The sequence below is a fragment of the Streptomyces sp. NPDC047130 genome (genome assembly GCF_040643475.1).
In the GTDB taxonomy this organism is placed as follows: Bacteria; Actinomycetota; Actinomycetes; order Streptomycetales; family Streptomycetaceae; genus Streptomyces.
Map to the genome: position 1 here is coordinate 202,612 of NZ_JBEYUK010000004.1, position 18,306 is coordinate 220,917.

The 18,306-nt window shown below is 74.6% G+C and carries 16 protein-coding genes and 1 tRNA gene; 7 read left to right on the top strand and 10 right to left on the bottom strand.

Going from position 1 to position 18,306, the window contains the following annotated elements:
- Positions 1-27: 27 nt before the first annotated feature.
- Positions 28-1,248 (bottom strand): PP2C family protein-serine/threonine phosphatase, encoded by a 1,221-nt coding sequence (locus tag ABZ836_RS08250; protein WP_361140598.1) that lies wholly within the window; start codon positions 1,246-1,248, stop codon positions 28-30.
- A gap of 216 nt (positions 1,249-1,464) precedes the next feature.
- Positions 1,465-1,641 (bottom strand): hypothetical protein, encoded by a 177-nt coding sequence (locus tag ABZ836_RS08255; RefSeq protein WP_361140601.1) that lies wholly within the window; start codon positions 1,639-1,641, stop codon positions 1,465-1,467.
- 880 nt (positions 1,642-2,521) lie between these two features.
- Here ABZ836_RS08255 and ABZ836_RS08260 point away from each other — a divergent pair.
- Positions 2,522-3,028 carry a L,D-transpeptidase family protein gene (locus ABZ836_RS08260; protein WP_356134386.1) on the top strand — a complete coding sequence of 169 codons (507 nt, stop codon included), beginning with the start codon at positions 2,522-2,524 and terminating at the stop codon, positions 3,026-3,028.
- A gap of 67 nt (positions 3,029-3,095) precedes the next feature.
- On the opposite strand, the gene ABZ836_RS08265 is transcribed toward ABZ836_RS08260, so the two are convergent.
- The 3 genes from ABZ836_RS08265 to ABZ836_RS08275 form a co-directional block, all read right to left on the bottom strand.
- On the bottom strand, positions 3,096-3,596 hold the full coding sequence (locus tag ABZ836_RS08265; RefSeq protein WP_356134388.1) for a lamin tail domain-containing protein: 501 nt from the start codon (positions 3,594-3,596) through the stop codon (positions 3,096-3,098).
- A 93-nt stretch (positions 3,597-3,689) separates the two neighbouring features.
- The gene (locus tag ABZ836_RS08270; RefSeq protein ID WP_356134390.1) at positions 3,690-4,715 is read right to left on the bottom strand and encodes an SEC-C domain-containing protein; all 1,026 of its coding nucleotides are present in this window, start codon (positions 4,713-4,715) and stop codon (positions 3,690-3,692) included.
- Between the two features lie 224 nt (positions 4,716-4,939).
- Complete coding sequence (locus ABZ836_RS08275; protein WP_361140605.1) at positions 4,940-5,542, bottom strand: hypothetical protein; 603 nt, start codon at positions 5,540-5,542, stop codon at positions 4,940-4,942.
- A 1,668-nt stretch (positions 5,543-7,210) separates the two neighbouring features.
- Between ABZ836_RS08275 and ABZ836_RS08280 the strand changes: the two genes are divergently transcribed.
- Positions 7,211-7,492, top strand: coding sequence for a hypothetical protein (locus tag ABZ836_RS08280; protein WP_361140608.1), 282 nt, complete (start codon positions 7,211-7,213; stop codon positions 7,490-7,492).
- A 34-nt stretch (positions 7,493-7,526) separates the two neighbouring features.
- Here the strand turns inward: ABZ836_RS08280 and ABZ836_RS08285 are convergent, their stop codons facing one another.
- Together ABZ836_RS08285 and ABZ836_RS08290 are read right to left on the bottom strand one after the other, a co-directional pair.
- Positions 7,527-8,018 carry a heme-degrading domain-containing protein gene (locus ABZ836_RS08285; RefSeq protein WP_356134396.1) on the bottom strand — a complete coding sequence of 164 codons (492 nt, stop codon included), beginning with the start codon at positions 8,016-8,018 and terminating at the stop codon, positions 7,527-7,529.
- Positions 8,015-9,094, bottom strand: coding sequence for a Gfo/Idh/MocA family oxidoreductase (locus tag ABZ836_RS08290; RefSeq protein WP_356134398.1), 1,080 nt, complete (start codon positions 9,092-9,094; stop codon positions 8,015-8,017). Before ABZ836_RS08290 ends, ABZ836_RS08285 begins: the two co-directional genes overlap by 4 nt.
- Before the next feature lie 162 nt (positions 9,095-9,256).
- Here ABZ836_RS08290 and ABZ836_RS08295 point away from each other — a divergent pair, with 162 nt between their 5' ends.
- The 5 genes from ABZ836_RS08295 (at position 9,257) to ABZ836_RS08315 (ending at position 13,448) form a co-directional block, all read left to right on the top strand.
- The gene (locus tag ABZ836_RS08295; RefSeq protein ID WP_361140612.1) at positions 9,257-10,114 is read left to right on the top strand and encodes a hypothetical protein; all 858 of its coding nucleotides are present in this window, start codon (positions 9,257-9,259) and stop codon (positions 10,112-10,114) included.
- Between the two features lie 35 nt (positions 10,115-10,149).
- Positions 10,150-10,929 carry an HAD-IIA family hydrolase gene (locus tag ABZ836_RS08300; protein WP_361140615.1) on the top strand — a complete coding sequence of 260 codons (780 nt, stop codon included), beginning with the start codon at positions 10,150-10,152 and terminating at the stop codon, positions 10,927-10,929.
- A 147-nt stretch (positions 10,930-11,076) separates the two neighbouring features.
- Positions 11,077-11,643 (top strand): hypothetical protein, encoded by a 567-nt coding sequence (locus ABZ836_RS08305; RefSeq protein ID WP_361140618.1) that lies wholly within the window; start codon positions 11,077-11,079, stop codon positions 11,641-11,643.
- Between the two features lie 2 nt (positions 11,644-11,645).
- Positions 11,646-12,302 carry a class F sortase gene (locus ABZ836_RS08310; RefSeq protein ID WP_361140621.1) on the top strand — a complete coding sequence of 219 codons (657 nt, stop codon included), beginning with the start codon at positions 11,646-11,648 and terminating at the stop codon, positions 12,300-12,302.
- A 117-nt stretch (positions 12,303-12,419) separates the two neighbouring features.
- Entirely contained in the window at positions 12,420-13,448 is a 1,029-nt protein-coding gene (locus ABZ836_RS08315) for a glycoside hydrolase family 6 protein (RefSeq protein ID WP_361140624.1), read from the top strand.
- Between the two features lie 55 nt (positions 13,449-13,503).
- Here ABZ836_RS08315 and ABZ836_RS08320 read toward each other — a convergent pair whose 3' ends face one another.
- The 3 genes from ABZ836_RS08320 to ABZ836_RS08330 form a co-directional block, all read right to left on the bottom strand.
- Entirely contained in the window at positions 13,504-15,450 is a 1,947-nt protein-coding gene (locus tag ABZ836_RS08320; RefSeq protein WP_361140627.1) for a kelch motif-containing protein, read from the bottom strand.
- Positions 15,447-17,801 carry a glycosyltransferase family 2 protein gene (locus tag ABZ836_RS08325; RefSeq protein WP_361140630.1) on the bottom strand — a complete coding sequence of 785 codons (2,355 nt, stop codon included), beginning with the start codon at positions 17,799-17,801 and terminating at the stop codon, positions 15,447-15,449. Before ABZ836_RS08325 ends, ABZ836_RS08320 begins: the two co-directional genes overlap by 4 nt.
- A 413-nt stretch (positions 17,802-18,214) precedes the next feature.
- Positions 18,215-18,288 (bottom strand) — tRNA-Lys (locus tag ABZ836_RS08330).
- Positions 18,289-18,306 lie beyond the last annotated feature (18 nt).

Below are 18,306 nucleotides of genomic sequence, written 5' to 3' on the forward strand. Positions count from 1 at the left end.
TCCGCCGGTCCCCCGTCCGCCCCGCGGTCAGGGGGTCAGCAGCGACTGGTAACCGCCGCGCCACTCGGTCAGCAGCACGGTGGCGTCGTCCGCGAGCTCCCCGTCGTGGTGCTCCAGCACCGCCGCCATCAGGCGCCGCAGCGTCTCGTGCACGGCCAGGCCGCCCGAGTGGTGGCGCAGGACGAAGTCGACGAACCGCTCCCGCCCGAACTCAACGCCACGGGAGTCGCGGGCCTCCACGATGCCGTCGGTGTAGAGCAGCAGGCGGTCGCCCGGCTCCAGCTGCTCGGTGCACTCCCGCAGCGGAAGCCCGAGGTCGGTGCCGAGGGGGCCGGCCGGAGGGCAGGACAGTTCCGTGATCCACCGGTTGCCGCGCAGCAGGATCGGCAGATGGTGGCCGCGGTTGATCCAGGTCAGCCGGCCGGTGTCCATCCGGAGCTCGGCCATGATGCCCGTGACGTACCGGCTGGTGCTGAACTCCCGCACCAGCGTCCTCTCCACGTGCCGGCTGGTCTCGGTGAGCGAGGCGCCCTGGCGGCGGGCGTTGCGGCAGGCGGCCACCGCGACGTTGGCGGTGATGCCGGCCGTGGTGTCGTGGCCCATCGCGTCGAAGATGCTCAGGTACAGCGTGCTGTCGGCCACCGCGTAGTCGAAGGCGTCCCCGCCCACGTGGTAGGCGGGCTCCATGGTCGCGCTCACGGTCACCTCGTGACCGGCGAAGGCCGGGGGCGGCGTGAGGTTCCACTGCATCTCCGCCGCGACGTTCATCGGCTCGTTGCGGGTGAGCCGCGCGTAGGAGTCGCTGTAGGAACGCTTGCTGAGCAGGACCAGGGCCGTCACCGACGCCAGGTCGCGCAACATCTGCCGGATCGGCTCGCCCGCCGTGTCGGTGTCCGCGCGCAGCACCCCCAGCCGCTCCACCCCGTCGGTGACCGGCACCCACCAGCGCTGCCGGCCCGAGACGGGCGGGGCGAGGCGTTCCGGGACGATGTCGACGCGCTGGAACGCCTGACCGGGCAGGCTGCCCTGGACGTTGAACCGCTCCCCGCCGTCGCCCGCGTCCGGGCCCTCGCCCGTCAGCTGGCGCAGCGTGCTCTCGCGGATGTCCGCGATGTACACCGTCGTGTCGAACAGCCCGGCGGCCTCCGCGTACCGGGCGACCATCTTCGGGAGCTGCTCGAGGGTGGCGGTGTGGCTGGCCTCGACCAGGCGCGCCCACTGCAGCGTGGCCGTCGCTCTCTCATCCACCGCTCGTTCCTTTCCCCCATGCGTCCGCTGTCACCGTGCTCGGTCCTCCGTGCCCTGTCGTGCCGTGCCGCGTCCCCCTCGGGCCGGTGCGATGCGGGCGTCCGGACCGCGACGCGCCGCACCCCCGAGGCGGACGCGTCGTCGGACGCGGAACCTGCGGGGGTGCGGAGCGGAGTGGACGTGACCCAGCGCGGCCAGGACGTCGCGCGGGAGTCGTCAGTCGACGCGACCGGCGTTGGCGGTCCCGTAGTTGCCCTCCTCGGAGGTCCACAGGGTGCCGGAGAACAGGTTCGGCGAGTCGTCGTCGCCGGCGGCGACGGCGGTCCCGGCGCCGAGGCCGGCGACGAGGGCGAAGGCGGCCAGAACGGTGGCGGTGGCGCGGCGAACGCGCATGGTTCCTCCTCAGAGATCGGACCCCGGACGCGGAACGGTCGGGCGGGTGATCGCGTCCGGTGCCCCCATGGCACCAGCCGACGGCCCCCGTCGACCGCCACCCGCCCCGTGTCGCACCCTTCGTTCACCCATCGGACGCAGCAGAGGGCGCACCCGCCGAGGCGACGCGCCCCTCTCCCGCGCCCCGCTCACTCCCGCGCGGTGGCTCGGGACGGCCGCGCCGCGCCACCGGGGCGGTCCCGCTTCCCCCGGCGCGAACACGCAGCCGGGGAGTGCCCGTTGAGCCGGAACGCACGGCCCGTGCGACGGCGGGACACCGGGACCGGTCGGGCGTGCGGCGGAGGCGGGCTCCGGCCGACCGGGTGAATCGGCGGTGCGGGCGCTGCCGCCGGCGGTGATCTCTGCTGATCCTGCGAGAACGGCCCGGTGATCCGGAAGGGCCTTCTCGCGGGAGGTGTGTGCCGATGACACGAGGGATGTTTCTGCGTCTGACCGCCGGACTCGCCGCCGGGGCGGTGCTCGGAAGAGCGCGACGGGGCAGGCGCCCCGCGGTCCGGGCCAACCCGCGGTCACAGGCCCGGCACGGCTGAGCCCGCGGCCCGCCCGGGGCGCTCACCGCCCGCGCGCGGGGCGTGCGACGGGACCGTGCTCCTGCCGTCCGGGTGGCCCGCCCCGGCCTTGCTTCCCCCGCCGGCCGCGCACCGCCGATGCTGCGGACGGACGGCCGGACGGATGGCCGGACGGCCGGACGGACGGACCGGCCGGTGGGAAGCCGAAGGCGAAAGGCGGGAGCGCGGTGGCGACGGGGACGCGGGCGACAGGACGGGCGCGGTGGACGCGGTGGACGCGGTGGTCGCGCGGGATGTGCGGGGTGGTGGCCGTGGCCGCCGTGGTGGCGGGGACGGCCGAGGCGCCCGCAGGAGCCTCGGCACGGCCCGAGGTGACCCTGGTCTTCGACAAGAACCCGGCCGACCCGAGCCGGTCCACCCTCACCCTCCACCGCGACGGCGAACGCCAGGCCCGCTACCGGGCCGGATCCGGCGACGGCAGCGTGGACGACTGCGCGGCCGGCCGGGGCTGGCTGCCCGACGGCGCGTGGCGGATCGTGCTCAAGGACCGGCGGTTCAAGGGCGCCAAGGTCCGCGGGTACGGCATCCAGCTCGGCAACCTGCGGTGCTCCCGCTCCACCGTCACCCGCACCGACCTGTTCGTCCACTCCGAGATGCACCGCGACGGCACCCAGGGCGACACCGAACCCCGCCGCTGGGACGGCGACTCCGACTACCGCTCCGACGGCTCCGTGAAACTCCGCCCGGACGACATCAAGGACCTCTTCACCCGCCTCGACACCCTCGGCTGGCCCCAGCAACTGCGGGTCGTCCCCTGACACGCGGACGGGCGCGCCCCTCGGGAGCGCGCCCGTGCGTGACGTGACGTGCGGAACCGTCCGGCGGTCAGCTGTGGAACGTGATGTACCCGTTGCGGTCGCCGTCGGCGGACCTGGTGTAGCCGTGGACGTCCGAGCGGGGACCGGACGGCTTGTACAGGTAGATCGTGTCCTTGTCGTTGTTCCACATGAAGTTGCAGTTGTCCCGGTAGACGACGTTCTTGGCGTCCGAGTCGGCGCCGTTGCCGCCGCGCAGGCGGATGTAGTCCCCGGGCTGCAGGGAGTGGCTCGCGGTGAAGGTGAACGAGTTGCCGGCCGCGTCCTCCACGACGTACCCCTTGAGGTTGATTGTCGCGGTCTTCGAGTAGTTCTTCAGCGTCAGGTACTCCTCGTCGGTGTTGCCCGACGTGCAGCTGTTGCGGTCGGTGCCCGGGGCGTCGTACTGGACGCCACGGATCTTGAGCGCGGAGCTGTACTCGGCGGCCTGCGCCGGGGCGGCGGTCAGAACGCCCAGGGCGGCGGTGGAGACGGCGGCCAGCAGGGCCGCGCCCACGGTGGACTTGCGCATGAGGAATCCCCCCTCGGTGATGCGGGTGAAGCGAGGGGAGAAACTCTAGCCGTGTGAATATTGTGTGACAGTCCTGTGAGTGTTGAGGTTCTGTTACGACTTCGGCCCGTGGCACTCCCCGTACGCGCGGGCCGAGCCGCACCAGCAGGGGGCGGTCGGTTCCGGGGGCCAGGGGAGGGCGCGGCCGCGGGCGGCCAGGGTGGTGGCGTACTGGGGGAGGAGCGTGGCGTCGCCGGGGGAGCCCTGTTCGGAGGCGGCGAAGGCCTCGTAGGAGGGGACGGTGCCGGAGACGATGCCCAGGTTGGGGGTGCCGGAGGCGGCGAGTTCCCGGAGGCTGGCCTCTATGGAGGCCACGTGCGCGGCGTGCGACGGGTACTCCTGCGACAACTCCGGGTAGGCGGCGAGGAGTTCGGTCAGCTCCTGCTCCGGCCAGTGGAGGACGGCGACCGGGAACGGGCGCGAGATCTCCCGGCGGAACGCGCCCAGTTCGGCGCGGAGCCGGGCGATCTCCGCGGCGAGCTCGCCCGGGTCGGAGGAGCCGAGGGACCAGACCCGCTTGGGGTCGTGGAGCTCGTCCAGGCGGACCGCGGACGAGCCGTCGTGCAGGCGGTCGGCCAGCGAGTCCCAGGCGTCGTGGTCCGCTCCCAGCATGCGGCGCACCCGGTGCCGGCCGTAGAGCAGCGGGCGGGTGGCGGACGAGGGATCCTGCGCGTCCCCGATCAGCAGACGCGCTCCCTCGCTGAACGTCTCCTCCGCGGCGGCGAGTTCGTCGTGGGACTCGAGGGCCTCCGCGACGATCACCCACGGCTCCGGCGTCCGCGGCGCCGCCGCGCGCACGCCGTCGATGATCGCCCTGGCCTCCGCGACGTGGTCGTACCGCCACAGGTTGGACGCCTTCAGGGCGCGCACCAGGTGCGGGTCGTCCAGGGCGCCGGGCCGGACGAGCAGCCGGTCGTAGAGGGCGGTGGCCGCGGACCGGTCCCCGGCCAGCTCGTGGTGTGCGGCGGCACGCAGCAGCAGCGCTTCGGCGTCCTCCGGGTAGAGACCGGCGGCGCGCTCCAGGCGGGCCGCTTCTTCGGTGTGGTCGACGGCGTTCTCTGCAGGCATGTCGGGGCGCATGTCCTCACGGTAGCGCCGGGGTCCGACGCGGCGGGGGGAGCGGGGGCACGGTGTCGGCAGCGTCACGGCGCGCGGGCCGCGGCACCCCGGGCACACGTCACCCGGCGGTCGCGGGGAACCGCCGGGTGACGTGGGCATGGAGACGCGGAATGGAGGTGCGGAGCAGGCGCCCGGGCGGGGAGCCGTACCCGGGTCGGGTCCGGGCGCCTGCCGTTCGGCGGACGTCAGAAGTAGGTGACGTCCAGGACACCGCGCTCCAGGTCGTACTGGACGTACGGGCGGCCCCGGAAGCTGTCGCGGTAGACGACCTCGCCGCGGGCCCCGCGGACGCGCTCCGCGGTGTCGCGGATGTGGCGGATCAGACAGCGGTTCTCGCGCAGGTCGACCTTGTGGCCGTTGGCGTGGGTGTACCGGCCCCGGCCGAAGCGGTCGTTGCCCACCTCGGTGCCGTTGACCACGACCACCTGACAGCGGCTGTCGCGCTTCAGCCGCACCAGGCCGCGGACGGTGTCCTCCTGGATGCCGTCGTAACTGGTGCAGCGCGAACGGTTGGGGTTGCGGCAGTCGCCGGGCGAGACGCGGCGCACACCCGCGCGGTCGAGGATGCGGTCCGCCTCGCGGTCGCTGAGACGGTCGCCGGGCCGGGACGACGAGGTGACGGCGTCGCCCGCGGCCGGGGCGGCGGAGGCGACCGGGGAGAAGGCCATCAGGCCGCCGGCCAGGGCCGTGGCGAGGAGGGCGGCCACGGCTCCCCTGCGGCGACGGGCCGGCGTGCGGGACGGGGCGGCCTCGGTGGCCGGGGCGAGCTGCTCGGTGGCGTTGCGCACGGGTGCGGGTCCTTTCGACTGCCGTCGCGGTCGCGTCGTGGATCGCGGGCGACGGTGGTTTCCCCGGCCGATGACGCTCGACCGGGTGGCTTGGACGTCTCAACACTGCCCCGGCAATTCCGGCGAGTTCTATACTTCCGGCAGGTCAGTTGATTCATGCATAAAACGGTTCCTATGCACGCGGCCGACCAGCGGTCATGCAAGGGGCCGTGGGGGAGGCGCATCAACATGCGTGAGGACTTGGGCCGGGGGCGCGGGGAGTTGGCGAAGGGCGGTGCCGAGGCGCGGCTGAAGCTGGCGGCGCTGCTGAGGAGTTGGTGGCAGGAGGACCCGGGCCGTGCCACGCAGTCCTCGCTGGCGCGCCGGCTGGGGGAGCGGGGGGTCAGGACCAGCCAGGAGATGCTCTCCCGCTACCTGCACCGGACCCGGCCGACGGTGGCCCGGCCGGACGTCATCCGGGCGCTGCACGAGGTGCTCGGCCGACGCGAGAGCGAGCTGACCGAGGCGCTGGAACTGCACGCGGCGGCGCGTGGCGCCCCCACCGCCACGGGGCAGCCGGCCCCCACCGGAGCTCCGCCACGCCCGCCCGCCACCGGGACGGCCCCGGAGCCCCGGCGGCCCGCCTCGGCTGCCCCCGGGGCGGTGCCTCAGCCCCGGCCCGGGGCGGCTCCCGAGCCTTGGTCCGGGGCGGCGCGCGAGCCCCAACCCGGGGCGGTGCGTGGTGAGCCTCGGTCTGGGGTGGCACCCGAGCCTTGGTCCGGGGCGGTGCGTGAGGCTTGGTCCGGGGCGGGGTTCCCGGCTCGGACCGGGACGGCCGGCGAGCCCTGGTTCGCGGCGGGGGCCGAGCCCGAACGTCACCCTGCGGCCGGGGCCGAACCCGACTCCCGGTTCGCGTCGGGGGTCGAGTCAGGGGACCGGTTCTCTGCGGGCTCCGAGTCGGGGCCGCAGCCCTCGGCAGGGGGCCAGCCCGGCTCCCGGCCAGTGTCGGGGGCTGAAGGCGAGCCCGGGTACGGGACACTTCCGGCGCCTTGGCTCGCGGCGGGGTTCGAGGCTGAACACCGCTCCGCGGCAGGGGCCGACGCCCACTCCGCGGCCGAAGCCGCACCCGATTCCCGCTCCCCGTCGCGAGCCGGCCTCGGGACGCGGCCCTCTGAGGGGTTCGAGTCGGGACACCGGCCCGCGACGTCGCCCGAGCCTCGACCCGCGGCGGGAGCCGGACCCGGACGTCGCTCCGCGGCAGGCGCCGAGGCCCCCTCCGCCGGAATCGGTCCTGAACGCCGGCTTCCGGCCGAGGCCGAAGCCCGGTCCGCGGCGGCTTCCGCGCAACAGCCCCGGCCCGAGGCGCGGTACCCGGCAGGCGACGAGGCACGAACCGTGACAGCACACGAGCCCGAGCACTGGCCCCCACCCGGGTCCGAGCTCGGCATCCACCCCGCGCCGGGGGCCGGGCCCGAGACCCGCTCCGCACCAGGGGGCGGGCCCGGGGCCCACTTCGCGCCGGGAGGCGGGCTTGGGGCCCAGGCCGCGGCAGGAGCCGACCCCGGGCTTCACTTCCCGCCGGGGGCCGCACCCGGGGCCCATGCCGCGGCGGGGCGCGGACCGGGCCCCGGGGGCGCGGGCGGGGCGGAGGCCGGGGCGCCGTACGCGGCGGCGGAGACGGCGGGAGCGGTGGCGGCGGAGCTGCGGTGGCGGCGATGGTCGGCCGTGGTCACCGCGGCGGCGGCCGCGGCGGCGGGCATGGTCCTGACCGCCGCGGTCACCCTGGGCGACGTCCAGACGACCCGCGGCCAGGCCCCGCCCCTCTGCCCCGTCGCCCCCACCGGCCCGGCCCAGCCCCACCCGACCAGACCAGCCCGGCCCGGTTCAGCCCCACCCGACCTGACCAGCCCGGCCCGGTTCAGCCCCACCCGACCTGACCAGCCCGGCCCGGTCCAGCTCCACCCGACCTGACCCGCCCCGACGGGGGCGCCCAGGGGCGCCCAGGTCAGTCCGTGGTGAGGCCCAGGAAGCGCTCCAGGGCCTCGACCACCAACGCGTGATCCTCCGCCTGGGGAAGCCCGGACACCGTCACCGCGCCGATGACGCCGACCCCGTCGACCCGGAGGGGGAACGACCCCCCGTGCGCCGCGTAGACGTCGGGGTCCAGCCGCGAGGACTCCTCGAAGCTCCGCCCCTTCGCCCGGAACCGCGTACCGACCAGGAAGGACGCGTGCCCGTACCGCATCACGACCCGCCGCTTCCGGTCGATCCACGCGTCGTTCTCCGGCGCGGACCCCTCCAGCGCGGCGTGGAACAACTGCTGCCCCGCCCGGTGGATGTCGATCGCGACCGGCGCCTGCCGCTCCCGCGCCATCGCCACCAGCAGCGAACCCAGCTCCCACGCGTCCTCGTTGCCGAACCGCGGCAGCACCAGCCGCCGCTCCTGCGCCTCGAGCTCCTCGACGGTCGGGGAGATCTCCGGGATCACCCTGCTCATGCCGGCTTCACCGTCCCCCCGTCACGCGCGGACCGCGCGGCCGCCTCCAGCACCGCCAGCGCGTCCGCCGCCTCCAGCGCGGTCACCGGGTTCGCCCCGCCGCCCGTCACCGCCGCGGCCACCGCCCGGTAGTACGACGGGTAGTCACCGGCCAGCGTGGGCACCGGCCGCCCGCCTCCGGTCAGCGGGGACTCGCCCGCGCCGACCGCGCCCCACATGTCCTCGGGCTCCTGCCCCCAGCGCTCGCCCTCCGAGGCCGGACGCAGGCCCGCGCGCAGGGCGTTCTCCTGCGGGTCCAGCCCGTACTTCACGTAACCCGCCTTCGAGCCCAGCACCCGGAAGCGGGGGCCGAGCTGGGCGGTGGTCGCCGAGGCGTACAGGTGGGAGCGGACACCGTTCGCGTGGGTGACGGCGATGAACACGTCGTCGTCGATCGTCGCGGCGGGACGCCGGGTGTCGACCTCCGCGTAGACGGCCACGGCCGGACCGAAGAGGTGCAGCGCCTGGTCGACGACGTGGCTGCCGAGGTCGTACAGGAGCCCACCGAGCTCCGCCGGGTCGGCGGACTCGCGCCAGCCGCCCTTCGGCTGCGGACGCCAGCGCTCGAAACGGGACTCGAACCGCTGGACCTCGCCGAGCGCGCCCTCGTCCAGCAGCTTGCGGAGGGTGAGGAAGTCGCCGTCCCAGCGGCGGTTCTGGAACACGGAGAGCAGCAGGCCCCGCTCCTCGGCCAGCGCGGCCAGCTCGCGGGCCTCGGCTGCGGTGCCGGCGACCGGCTTGTCCACCACCACGTGAAGGCCCCGGCGCAGGGCCTCGGTGGCCAGCGGGACGTGCGTGCGGTTCGGGGAGGCGACGACGACCAGGTCCAGCTCGCCGGCGCGCGGCCACAGCTCGTCGGCCGAGGCGGCGATCCGCACGTCGGGGTACTCGCCGCGGGCCTGGGCGGCGCGCTCGGGGTTGGAGGTGACCACGGTGTCGAGGACCAGGCCCTCGGCGGCGGCGATCATCGGCGCGTGGAACACGGACCCGGCCAGACCGTAACCGATCAGGGCCACGCGCAGCGGTGCAGTAGTCATACGACCACTCTGGCACGAAAGGTTCCGCCGCTGGTCCGGGCGGGGGGTTCCGTACGTCCGTTCGGGTGGCGTGACGGCGTGTCGGGGGTCGCGGGCGGAGCCCGGGGAAGTCCTCGGGACATGCGCGGGTGCCTGCGACGGTGTCGACGGAGCGCGGCCGCCGTGGTGCTCGCCGCCGCGGCCGTGGCCCCGGCGGCAGGCTGGGCCCCGGCGGCCCCGGCGGCCCCGGCGGCCTCGGCGGCCCCGGCGGCCCCGGCCGTGCCGGCCGTGCCGGCCGCGCAGGAGCGGAGTTGCGAGGGGGTGGGAAAGGGGCGGCGGGGGTTCCCGGTGGTGGCGCGGCTGCGGGGCCCGGACGCCTTCCGGGCGGGCGGAGTGCCCGAGGCGTGGGTGCTGGAGCTGACGAACCGGTCCGCGCGGGCGTGTGCCGGGCTGCACCCGGTGGTGGTGCTCACCGACGAGCGGCGGTCGCTGCTGCCCTCCCAGGCGGCGCTGTTCTTCTTCGACGGGGAGCGGCCGCGGGCGGTCGACTTCGAGGGCACGGACCGTGCCGAGCTGGTGGGGGTGTTCGGCGACGAGCGGCGCGCGAGGAAGGGGGACTTCGACGGCTTCACGGTGCGCGCCGGCGAGACGGTCCGGGTGCGGGTGCTGCTGTCGGTCGCCCCGGACGCGGCGGCGAACGAGGTCACGGCGGAGGCGGTGGTGGTGCGGCGGTCCGGAGCGGGCGGCGCCGACGGTGAGTGGGTCGGCAGGTCGCAGGACCCGTACCGCTTCCGGATCCGCCCCGCCGCCGCCCCCGCCCACGGCGCCTCCGGCCCCGCCGCGGCCCGGGAGGCCCCGTTCCCCTGGCGCCCGGTCATCGCGGCCACGGTGGCGGCCGGGACCCTCGCCGCGGTGGCTGCCCGGACCGTCCGGCAGGTGAGGCGCCGCCGCCCGGTCCGGCCGGGCGCTCCTCCCGGCACCCGTAACCCGGGGAAATCCGGGAGGCGGGCCCTGGACCGGGGCCGGGGGCGCATAGGGTGAGCGCCAGGTGGCAGTAGAGGTTCAGGAGGCTGTGGATGTCCGAGCGGAAGCCCATCGAGTCATGGCTCACCGACATGGACGGCGTCCTCATCCACGAGGGCGTGCCGATCCCCGGCGCGGAGGACTTCATCAAGCGCCTGAAGGACAAGGACCGCCCCTTCCTGGTCCTGACCAACAACTCGATCTACACCCCCCGCGACCTGCAGGCCAGGCTGCGCCGGATGGGCCTGGACGTGCCGCTGGAGAACATCTGGACCTCCGCCCTGGCCACCGCCCAGTTCCTGGACGACCAGCGTCCCGGCGGCACGGCCTACGCCATCGGCGAGGCGGGCCTGACCACCGCGCTCCACGACATCGGCTACGTCCTGACCGACCACGACCCCGACTACGTGGTCCTCGGTGAGACCCGCACCTACTCCTTCGAGGCGATGACCAAGGCCGTCCGGCTGATCAACGCCGGCGCCCGGTTCATCGCCACCAACCCGGACGAGACCGGCCCCTCCACCGAGGGCCCGCTGCCCGCCACCGGATCGGTGGCCGCGCTCATCACCCGGGCCACCGGCAAGCAGCCGTACTTCGCGGGCAAGCCCAACCCGCTGATGATGCGCACCGGCCTCAACCGGCTGGGCGCGCACTCGGAGAGCTCCGCCATGATCGGCGACCGGATGGACACCGACGTGCTGGCCGGCATGGAGGCCGGGATGCGCACCTACCTGGTGCTCACCGGCTCGACCGGCAAGGACCAGGTGGAGAACTACCCGTTCCGCCCGTCGGAGGTCGTCGAGTCGATCGCGGACATCGTCGACCTGGTGTGACGCCCGGCAGGGCGAGGCCCGCGGCGCCCGAGCCGCCCGCGCTGCTCCGAACGGGCGGCGCGGGCACGTTCGTTCGTGGCATACCCGGTACGGTCCCGATCAGGACCGCGTGGTCCGGGGGAGTCTCCTGGTAACGGGAGGTTCGTGATGGGTGCACTACGTACGACGCTCAGCTGTGCGGGCGCCGCGGTGGCCGTCGCGCTCACCCCGGTGGCCGGCGGCACCTTCGCGGAGGAGGGTGACAGGGCCGTGGCCGTGGCGCCGACCGCGCCGCGCCCCGGCGACGACGTGCGGGTGACGGTGGACGGCTGCGACGGCCGCACCGGCACCGCCGCGTCCGACGCCTTCGTGGCGGAGGCCAGGCTCACCGGTACCGGGGCCGACGGCAGGCTCAGCGGCGAGACCCGCGTGCGGTCCGGCGCGCGGCCGGGCCCCTACCCGGTGCGGGTGCGGTGCGACGGCGTGCCCGAACGCCGCGCCGCGGTGACGGTGGCCGGCGCCCGCGCCGACGCCGGCAGCCCGCCCGCCACGCCGACCGCCCCCGTCCCGGCCGGGGGCGGCGGCCTGGCCCGCGCCGAGGCCGAGCCGGAGGCGGACGCCGCCGCGCCCGGCGCGGCCCAGACGGTGACCGGCCTGGTGCTGGCCGGGGTCGCCGCGGCCGTGGTGGTGCTGGTGCCGCGGACCGCGCGGAGGCGACGTGCGAGGCAGCGGTGACCGTGCGCGGCGGACGACTGCTGCCCGCCCTGACCTGGACGCTCCTCCTCGGCGCCACCCTGACCTGGGCGGCCGAGCTGACGGACGTCGACCCGGCGCCGCCCGCCGCCCGGAGCCGGGACGGGGCGGGCCCGGCGGCCTCCGCGGCGCCCGGACCCGGTGTCCGCCTGCCGGCCGCCCGGCGGCCCCTGCCGCCCTCCCCGCCGGTGCGGATCGCCGTCCCCTCGCTGGAACTCGGAGCGCCCGTGGTGCCCCGGCCGCTCGACGCCTCGGGCGCCCCGGGGACGCCGCCGGCGGAGATGGCGGGCGCGGTGGGCTGGTGGCAGCGCGGCCCCGCCCCCGGAGCTGCGGGCCCGGCCCTGCTGGCGGGCCACCTGGACACCGCGAGCGGGGCGGCCGTCTTCCACCGGCTCGGCGAACTGCGGCCCGGCGCCGAGATCAGGGTCCACCGGAGCGACGGCCGGGCGGCCCGGTTCACCGTCGAGGATGTGTGGACCCTGGACCGCGACCGCTTCGACGCCCGTCTCGCCTACGGCCCGCGCAGACCCGGCCGCGCCGAACTGCGGCTGGTGACCTGTGCCGGGGCATGGGACGAGGCGGCGCGGGCCTATACGGCCAATGTGGTGATCTCCGCCTATCTCACCGGTTCGGACGAGTGATGATCCGGAACTTCCGTCTTGGTGCCCTGCGTTGGATTCGCGTGGGTGACAACTGAAATGTCAGGACTGAGAATGAGGACGACAGTGCGCCCAGGGGGGACACCAGGGGGGAAGAGGATGGACGCCATCAGGCGAGCCCGGGCAGGAAGACGGTTCTGCGCGGCGGCGCTCGGCACGACGCTGCTGGTGACGGCCGCGGCGTGCTCCGGCGACGACGGCGGCGGCGAGAAGCGGCAGCCGCCGCAGGAGCGGGGGGCGGCCGCCGCGCCGGGAGCGCCGTTCTGGGTCAACCCGGACGGCAACGCGGCCCGTCAGGTCCAGGCCTACGAGAGGGAGGGCCGGGAGGCCGAGGCCGAGGCGATCCGGCGGATAGCGCGACAGCCGGTGGGGGAGTGGATCGGTACGGACGCACCCGAGAGCGAGGCCCGCGCGCTCACCGAGGCCGCGGTCGAGGCCGACCGCAGGGCCCTGCTGGTGCTCTACAACATCCCGCACCGCGACTGCGGGAACTACTCCGGCGGCGGCGCCCCCGACGGCAACGCCTACCGGGCGTGGCTGGACGGCGTGATCCGCGGCATCGGGGACCGTCCGGCCACGGTGATCCTGGAGCCCGACGCCGTGCTCCACCTCGTCGACGGGTGCACGCCCGCCGAGTTCCACGAGGAGCGGTACGCGCTGCTCGACGAGGCGGTGGGCCGGCTGAAGGAGCTGAAGAACACCCAGGTGTACCTCGACGCGGGCAACGCGGGCTGGGGGCAGCCGGAGCAGATCTGGGAGCCGCTCCGGCGGGCCGGGGTGGAGAAGGCCGACGGCTTCGCGGTCAACGTCTCCAACTTCTACTCCACCCAGGACTCCATCGCCTACGGCAAGGCGCTCTCCGGGAGGACCGGCGGCAAGCACTTCGTCGTCGACACCAGCCGCAACGGCAACGGCCCCTACCAGGAGGGCGATCCCGGCGAGCGCTGGTGCAACCCGCCGGGCCGCGCCCTGGGCGAGACACCCACCACCCGGACGGCGGACCCGCTGGTCGACGCCTACGTCTGGGCCAAGCGGCCCGGCGAGTCGGACGGCACCTGCAAGGGCGGCCCGAAGGCCGGCGAGTGGTGGCCGGAGTACGCGCTGGAGCTGGCCCGGGCCTCCGGGTGACGGCACGGCGGAGGGGCGGGCCCGGTCCCAGGGCCCGCCCCTCCGCCGCCCGGCCTCAGGGCACCCTCACCCACCGGGCGGTCGACGGCACCCCGTCCCGGTCGGTGAGGAACAGCATGTACCACCCCGGCTGCACCAGGTTCCGGTTCTTCGGCACGGTCACCTCCACGCCGCCGGCCGTCCTCTCCAGCCCCAGCGCGATCGACCGCTGGTCCACGTCCGTGACGTGCGTGGAGGCGCTGGGCCGGATCAGCCGAGCCGTCTCCAGGCGTGCGGCGTCCGGGGAACGGAAGACCGCCGTGCCGCCCCGCCGCAGGGTGCCCGGGCCGCCCTTCACCACCGGCCGCCCGCCCCGGTACAGGTACGGGGGCGTGTAGACCTCGATGCGCTGCTCGAAGACGCCCGGCCTGGAGTTGGCCGGGTCGGCGAAGAGCGGGTCGGAGCCGAAGAACATCACCCGCCCGTCCGGCAGCAGGAGCGAACCCGCGTGGTAGTTCCGGCCCACCAGCGGGTCGGCGACCCGGCGGAAGCTGTTGCGGTCCGGGTCGTAGAGCCGGGCCTCGAGGATGTCGGAGCCCGACCGCCCCCGGTAGTCCTCCGAGCCGCCGGAGACGAGCACGGTGTCGTCCGGCAGGATCGAGGACTGCGGGTAGCGGGTGCCGCGGCCGAGCGAGGGCCCGTCGGTGAACCGCGGGTTCTCGGCCCTGAGGTCCACCAGCCGTGTCCTCCTGGTCGACGCCCGTGACTCGCCGACCCCTCCGCCGCCGATGACCAGGTACTTCTCGTCCTGCGCGGGCGGCAGCAGCACCGTCCCGGAGGTCTCGAGCCGGTCCGGGTCGCTCATCCCCGGCACCTTGGTGAACTCGTTGGTCCGCACGTCCCACACACCCGGGTCGCGGCCCTTGTCGGCGGGGCCGTAACCCGCGTTGGAACCCGAGTAGAAGACCTTGCCGCTCTGCGTCAGGAACAGCGCGGGATAGGTGGGGAACTGACGTTCCTTCCCGGTGTACTCCCACGACCGCGTCGCGGGGTCGTACACCTCGTTCTTCCCGGGCACGAGCTGCCCGACCTCGTCCAGGCCCGACACGGACAGGACCTTCCCGTCGGAGAGCGTGGTGAGCGTCGGGTACCAGCGGGCCTCCTTCATCGGGTCGACCTTGACGTACCGCTCGGCCACCGGGTCGAACTCGTAGGCGTCGCGGATCCCCTGGAAGTCCTTCTTGTCCAACGCCAGCTTCTGCGCGATGCCGTAGGTGTTGCGGGCGTCCGCGCCCCGCAGGCCCCGGACGCGGTAGTTGTCCTCGGCGCCGGTCTCGTGACGGGCGCCGCGCCGCTCCGCCTCGACGTAGACGCGGCCCACCCCGGCGTCGTTGCCGAGGAACCTGCCGGTCTCCGGGTCGAACCGCTTCCTGGCGCGCGGGACGAGCACCGCGTCCTGGGCGACGAAGGTCTTGCCGTTCTTCCTGCCGGTGAAGCGGGTGCCCGCCTTGATGGTCATCGGCTTGTCGGGGTTCTCGTTGTGCACCACCATCAGGCCGCCGGCCTTGGTGACGTCGCCCTTCAGCTTCTCGTAGCGCTGGGTGCCGCCCGCGATCAGCAGGTTGCCGTCGGCGAGCTGGGTGTGGCCGGTGCAGAACAGGTCGCTGGGGGTGGGGACCTTCTTGACCGTCCCCTTCACGGGGTCCCAGACGCGGGTGTCGAAGCGCCTGGCGTCGAAGTTCTCCTGGTCGTTGCCCGACCCGGCGACCAGCAGCACCTTCCCGGTGCGCAGAAGGGCGGCGTGGATGGTGTTCTGGCGGTACCCCTCCGGGAACTCCACGATCTCCCAGCGGCCGTTGCGCGCCTTGTACTCCGGCCGGTCGATCCGGTACGCGTGGTACTTCTCGGAGCCGAAACGGTAGAGCCACGGGCCGTTGGCGCCGGCCAGGGCCAGCACCACGGCCGTCACCACGGCGATGCGGCGCCACCTGCGCCGCGTGGGGTCGGGCCTGCCCGGCGTCATCCCCGCGTCCCCTCCCCTCGGGTCTCCCGGGTCTCCCGGGTCTCCACGGCCACGGCCGGGTCCGCCGCGGGCCGGTCGTCCACCGGCCCCGTGCCGGTGCCGGCGGGCGGCGCGTCGGCCGGTTCCGCCCCGGCGGTCCGGGCCGCGGTCACCGCCGCGGCGGCCGGTGCGGACGGGCCGCGGGCATCGCGGGGCGCGGTCAGGGCCAGGGTCTCGCGGGGGTCGGCGGCCCAGCTCGGGCGGCGCTGTTCGGACGGGCCGCCGGAGGCCTCGCGATCAGGCCGGGCCGGCGGGGGCGCCGTGGCCTGGGCGGGCATGGACGGGGACGCCCCGACCGCCGCCGGCACCGGTACCGGCACCGTCGCCGGCATGGGCCGCGCGTGCGCGCCCGAGCCGATCGGCGGCCTGGTCGCGGACCAGGCGGGCGTTCCGTGCGGCGGTGCGACCCGGGTGGCGGTGGTCGCCGCCACGCCCGGAACCGGGGCCGGAGCGGGCCGCGGCGCGGCGAGCCGGCGGCGCTCCTGGCGCAGCGTGAGCCGCCACACCACGATCGGCAGCGCGGTGATCAGCAGCGCGAAGGACGCCCAGACCACCATCGCCGGATGCGCGTGCCCCTGCCAGAAACCGGCGCCGATGGCCGCGCCGAAGACCGTGATGAAGAACAGGTGGATGCGGAACGTCCCGAACAACGTGTCCGGGCTGGCCGAGTCGCCCTTGGGCGTCACCACGAACCGGCTCCGGCGCCGCAGCACCGCGTCCAGCAGCGACCGCGCGTACACCGGCGCGGACAGCGCGGACATCACCATGCCCGCCACGCCGCCCGACCCCTCCGGCTCGTGCGGCGAGACGTTGTGCCGCCGGTTCCACACGTACAGCCCGATCTGCAGCGCCGACGCGTTGCCGTACAGCATCAGCCAGACGACCGGGTCGATGTTCACGCCCGACGCGCCCAGCCCCATGAACAGCGCGCAGCTCAGGGCCGCCAGGATCCAGTTCAGCGCGGAGACCGGATAGAAGATGATCATCATCGTGTAGTTGAAGAGCTTGCCGGGCGGCAGCGACCAGAAGCCCTTCGCGTACTGCTTGAGGATCGTCTCGTAGGTGCCGCGCGACCAGCGGAGCTGCTGGGTGAAGAAGTCCGTCCAGGAGTTCGGCCCCTCGCCGACCGCGAGCACGTCCGGCGTGTACACCGACCGCCACTTGCGCCCGGTGGCCGGATTGCGGTGCCGGTGGATCTCGAACCCGGTCGCCATGTCCTCGGTGATCGAGTCGTACAGCCCGCCGATCTGCCGCAGCGCCGAGATCCGCACCGCGTTGGACGTGCCCACGAACATCGGCGCGCCGTACCGGTTGCCCGCGCGCTGGATCAGCGCGTGGAAGAGGAACTGCTGCGACTCGGCGGCCTTGGTGACGAAGGTGTCGTAGTTGCCGTAGACCTGCGGGCCGATCACGAAGCCGACGTCCGGGTCGCGGAAGAAGCCGAGCATCCGCTCCAGGTAGTTCGGCAGCGGCACGTGGTCGGTGTCGACCGAGGCGAAGAAGTCGTAGTCGCCGCCGTGCGCGTCCAGCCACGCGTTGTAGTTGCCGTGCTTGGTCCTCGCGCGGTGCGGCCCCTTGGCGGTGTTCCACCTCTCGACGCCCTTGCGGGAGAAGTGCCGCACGCCCAGCCGCGCGCAGACCTCCTTGACCTCGGGGTCGTCGCCCTCGTCGAGCAGCCAGACGTGCATCACGCCCCGGTGGCGGATCCGGACGGCCGCCTCCAGGGTCCTGGTCACCATCGCCAGCGGCTCCTTGCCGGGCACGAAGGAGGTCAGGAAGGCCACCCGGGTCCCCGTCTCCGGCACCACCGGGACCGGGTCCCGGGCGACCAGGGTGGCGTGCGCGTTGGAGAGCACGTTGGCGCAGCGGAACAGCTCGATCAGCCCGATCGACACCAGCATCACGACGTCCAGCGCCGGCAGGAAGGCGTACGTCGGGTAGTCCCGCTCGGTCCAGTGCGACGGCTGGAGCAGCCAGACCAGCAGGCCCACCGACAGCAGCGGGGCCGCGAGCAGCATCAGGGAGACCCGCACCCGGTGCGGCTCCTGGGAGAGCAGCGAGCGGTAACGGACCCGGTACGGCTGCTCCGGATCCGGGCGGGTGAGCGGCCCGGCCAGCCGGCTGTAGTGCTCGTAGTCGTAGGCCGGCAGGGACCGCCGCAGCCGGCGGAAGACGCCGGTCGTGGTGGTCGTGCCGGTCGCCGGGGTGCGGCCGGCGGCCGACGCCCCGTGGTGCGGTGCCGCGGCTCTGCGCGGCGATGCGTTCCTGGACGCGCCGAAGTCCTGCGCGGCGCCTTGCGGCGTCGACGTCATGAAGTCATCCCCCCGCACGCGCCACGGCGATGCCGCGGCGCGTGTCCGTCACTCGTGTCCTCCCCCTGGCCGGCTGCTGGACGCCCCCCAGGCGTCCGGTCCGTACGGGGCCCCACCCCCGCCCGCGGCGGCAGCCGTGCGCCGCGCCTCCCCCAACGGCCGCGACAACGCGGCGACTTGTGTCCAGGGTTCTACGGGTTTGAGCATGATCGCAAGATGCGAAACGCGGTCGTAACCGGTCATACAAGCACAATGGGGCGGTCGGGGGTGAGGGTGGGGTATGTGGGGCGGCTGTGCGCCCCCCGATGGCGGCGGGCTCCCCCCTCGCGGAGGGTCTGGCCGACGGCGGCGACGGTCGCGGTGGCGGTCATGGGGACAGCAAAAAGGCCCTCGCTCGCGCGAGGGCCTTGTCGTGCGCCGCCAGGGACTCGAACCCCGGACCCGCTGATTAAGAGTCAGCTGCTCTAACCAACTGAGCTAGCGGCGCCTGCTGACAGAGAAAACT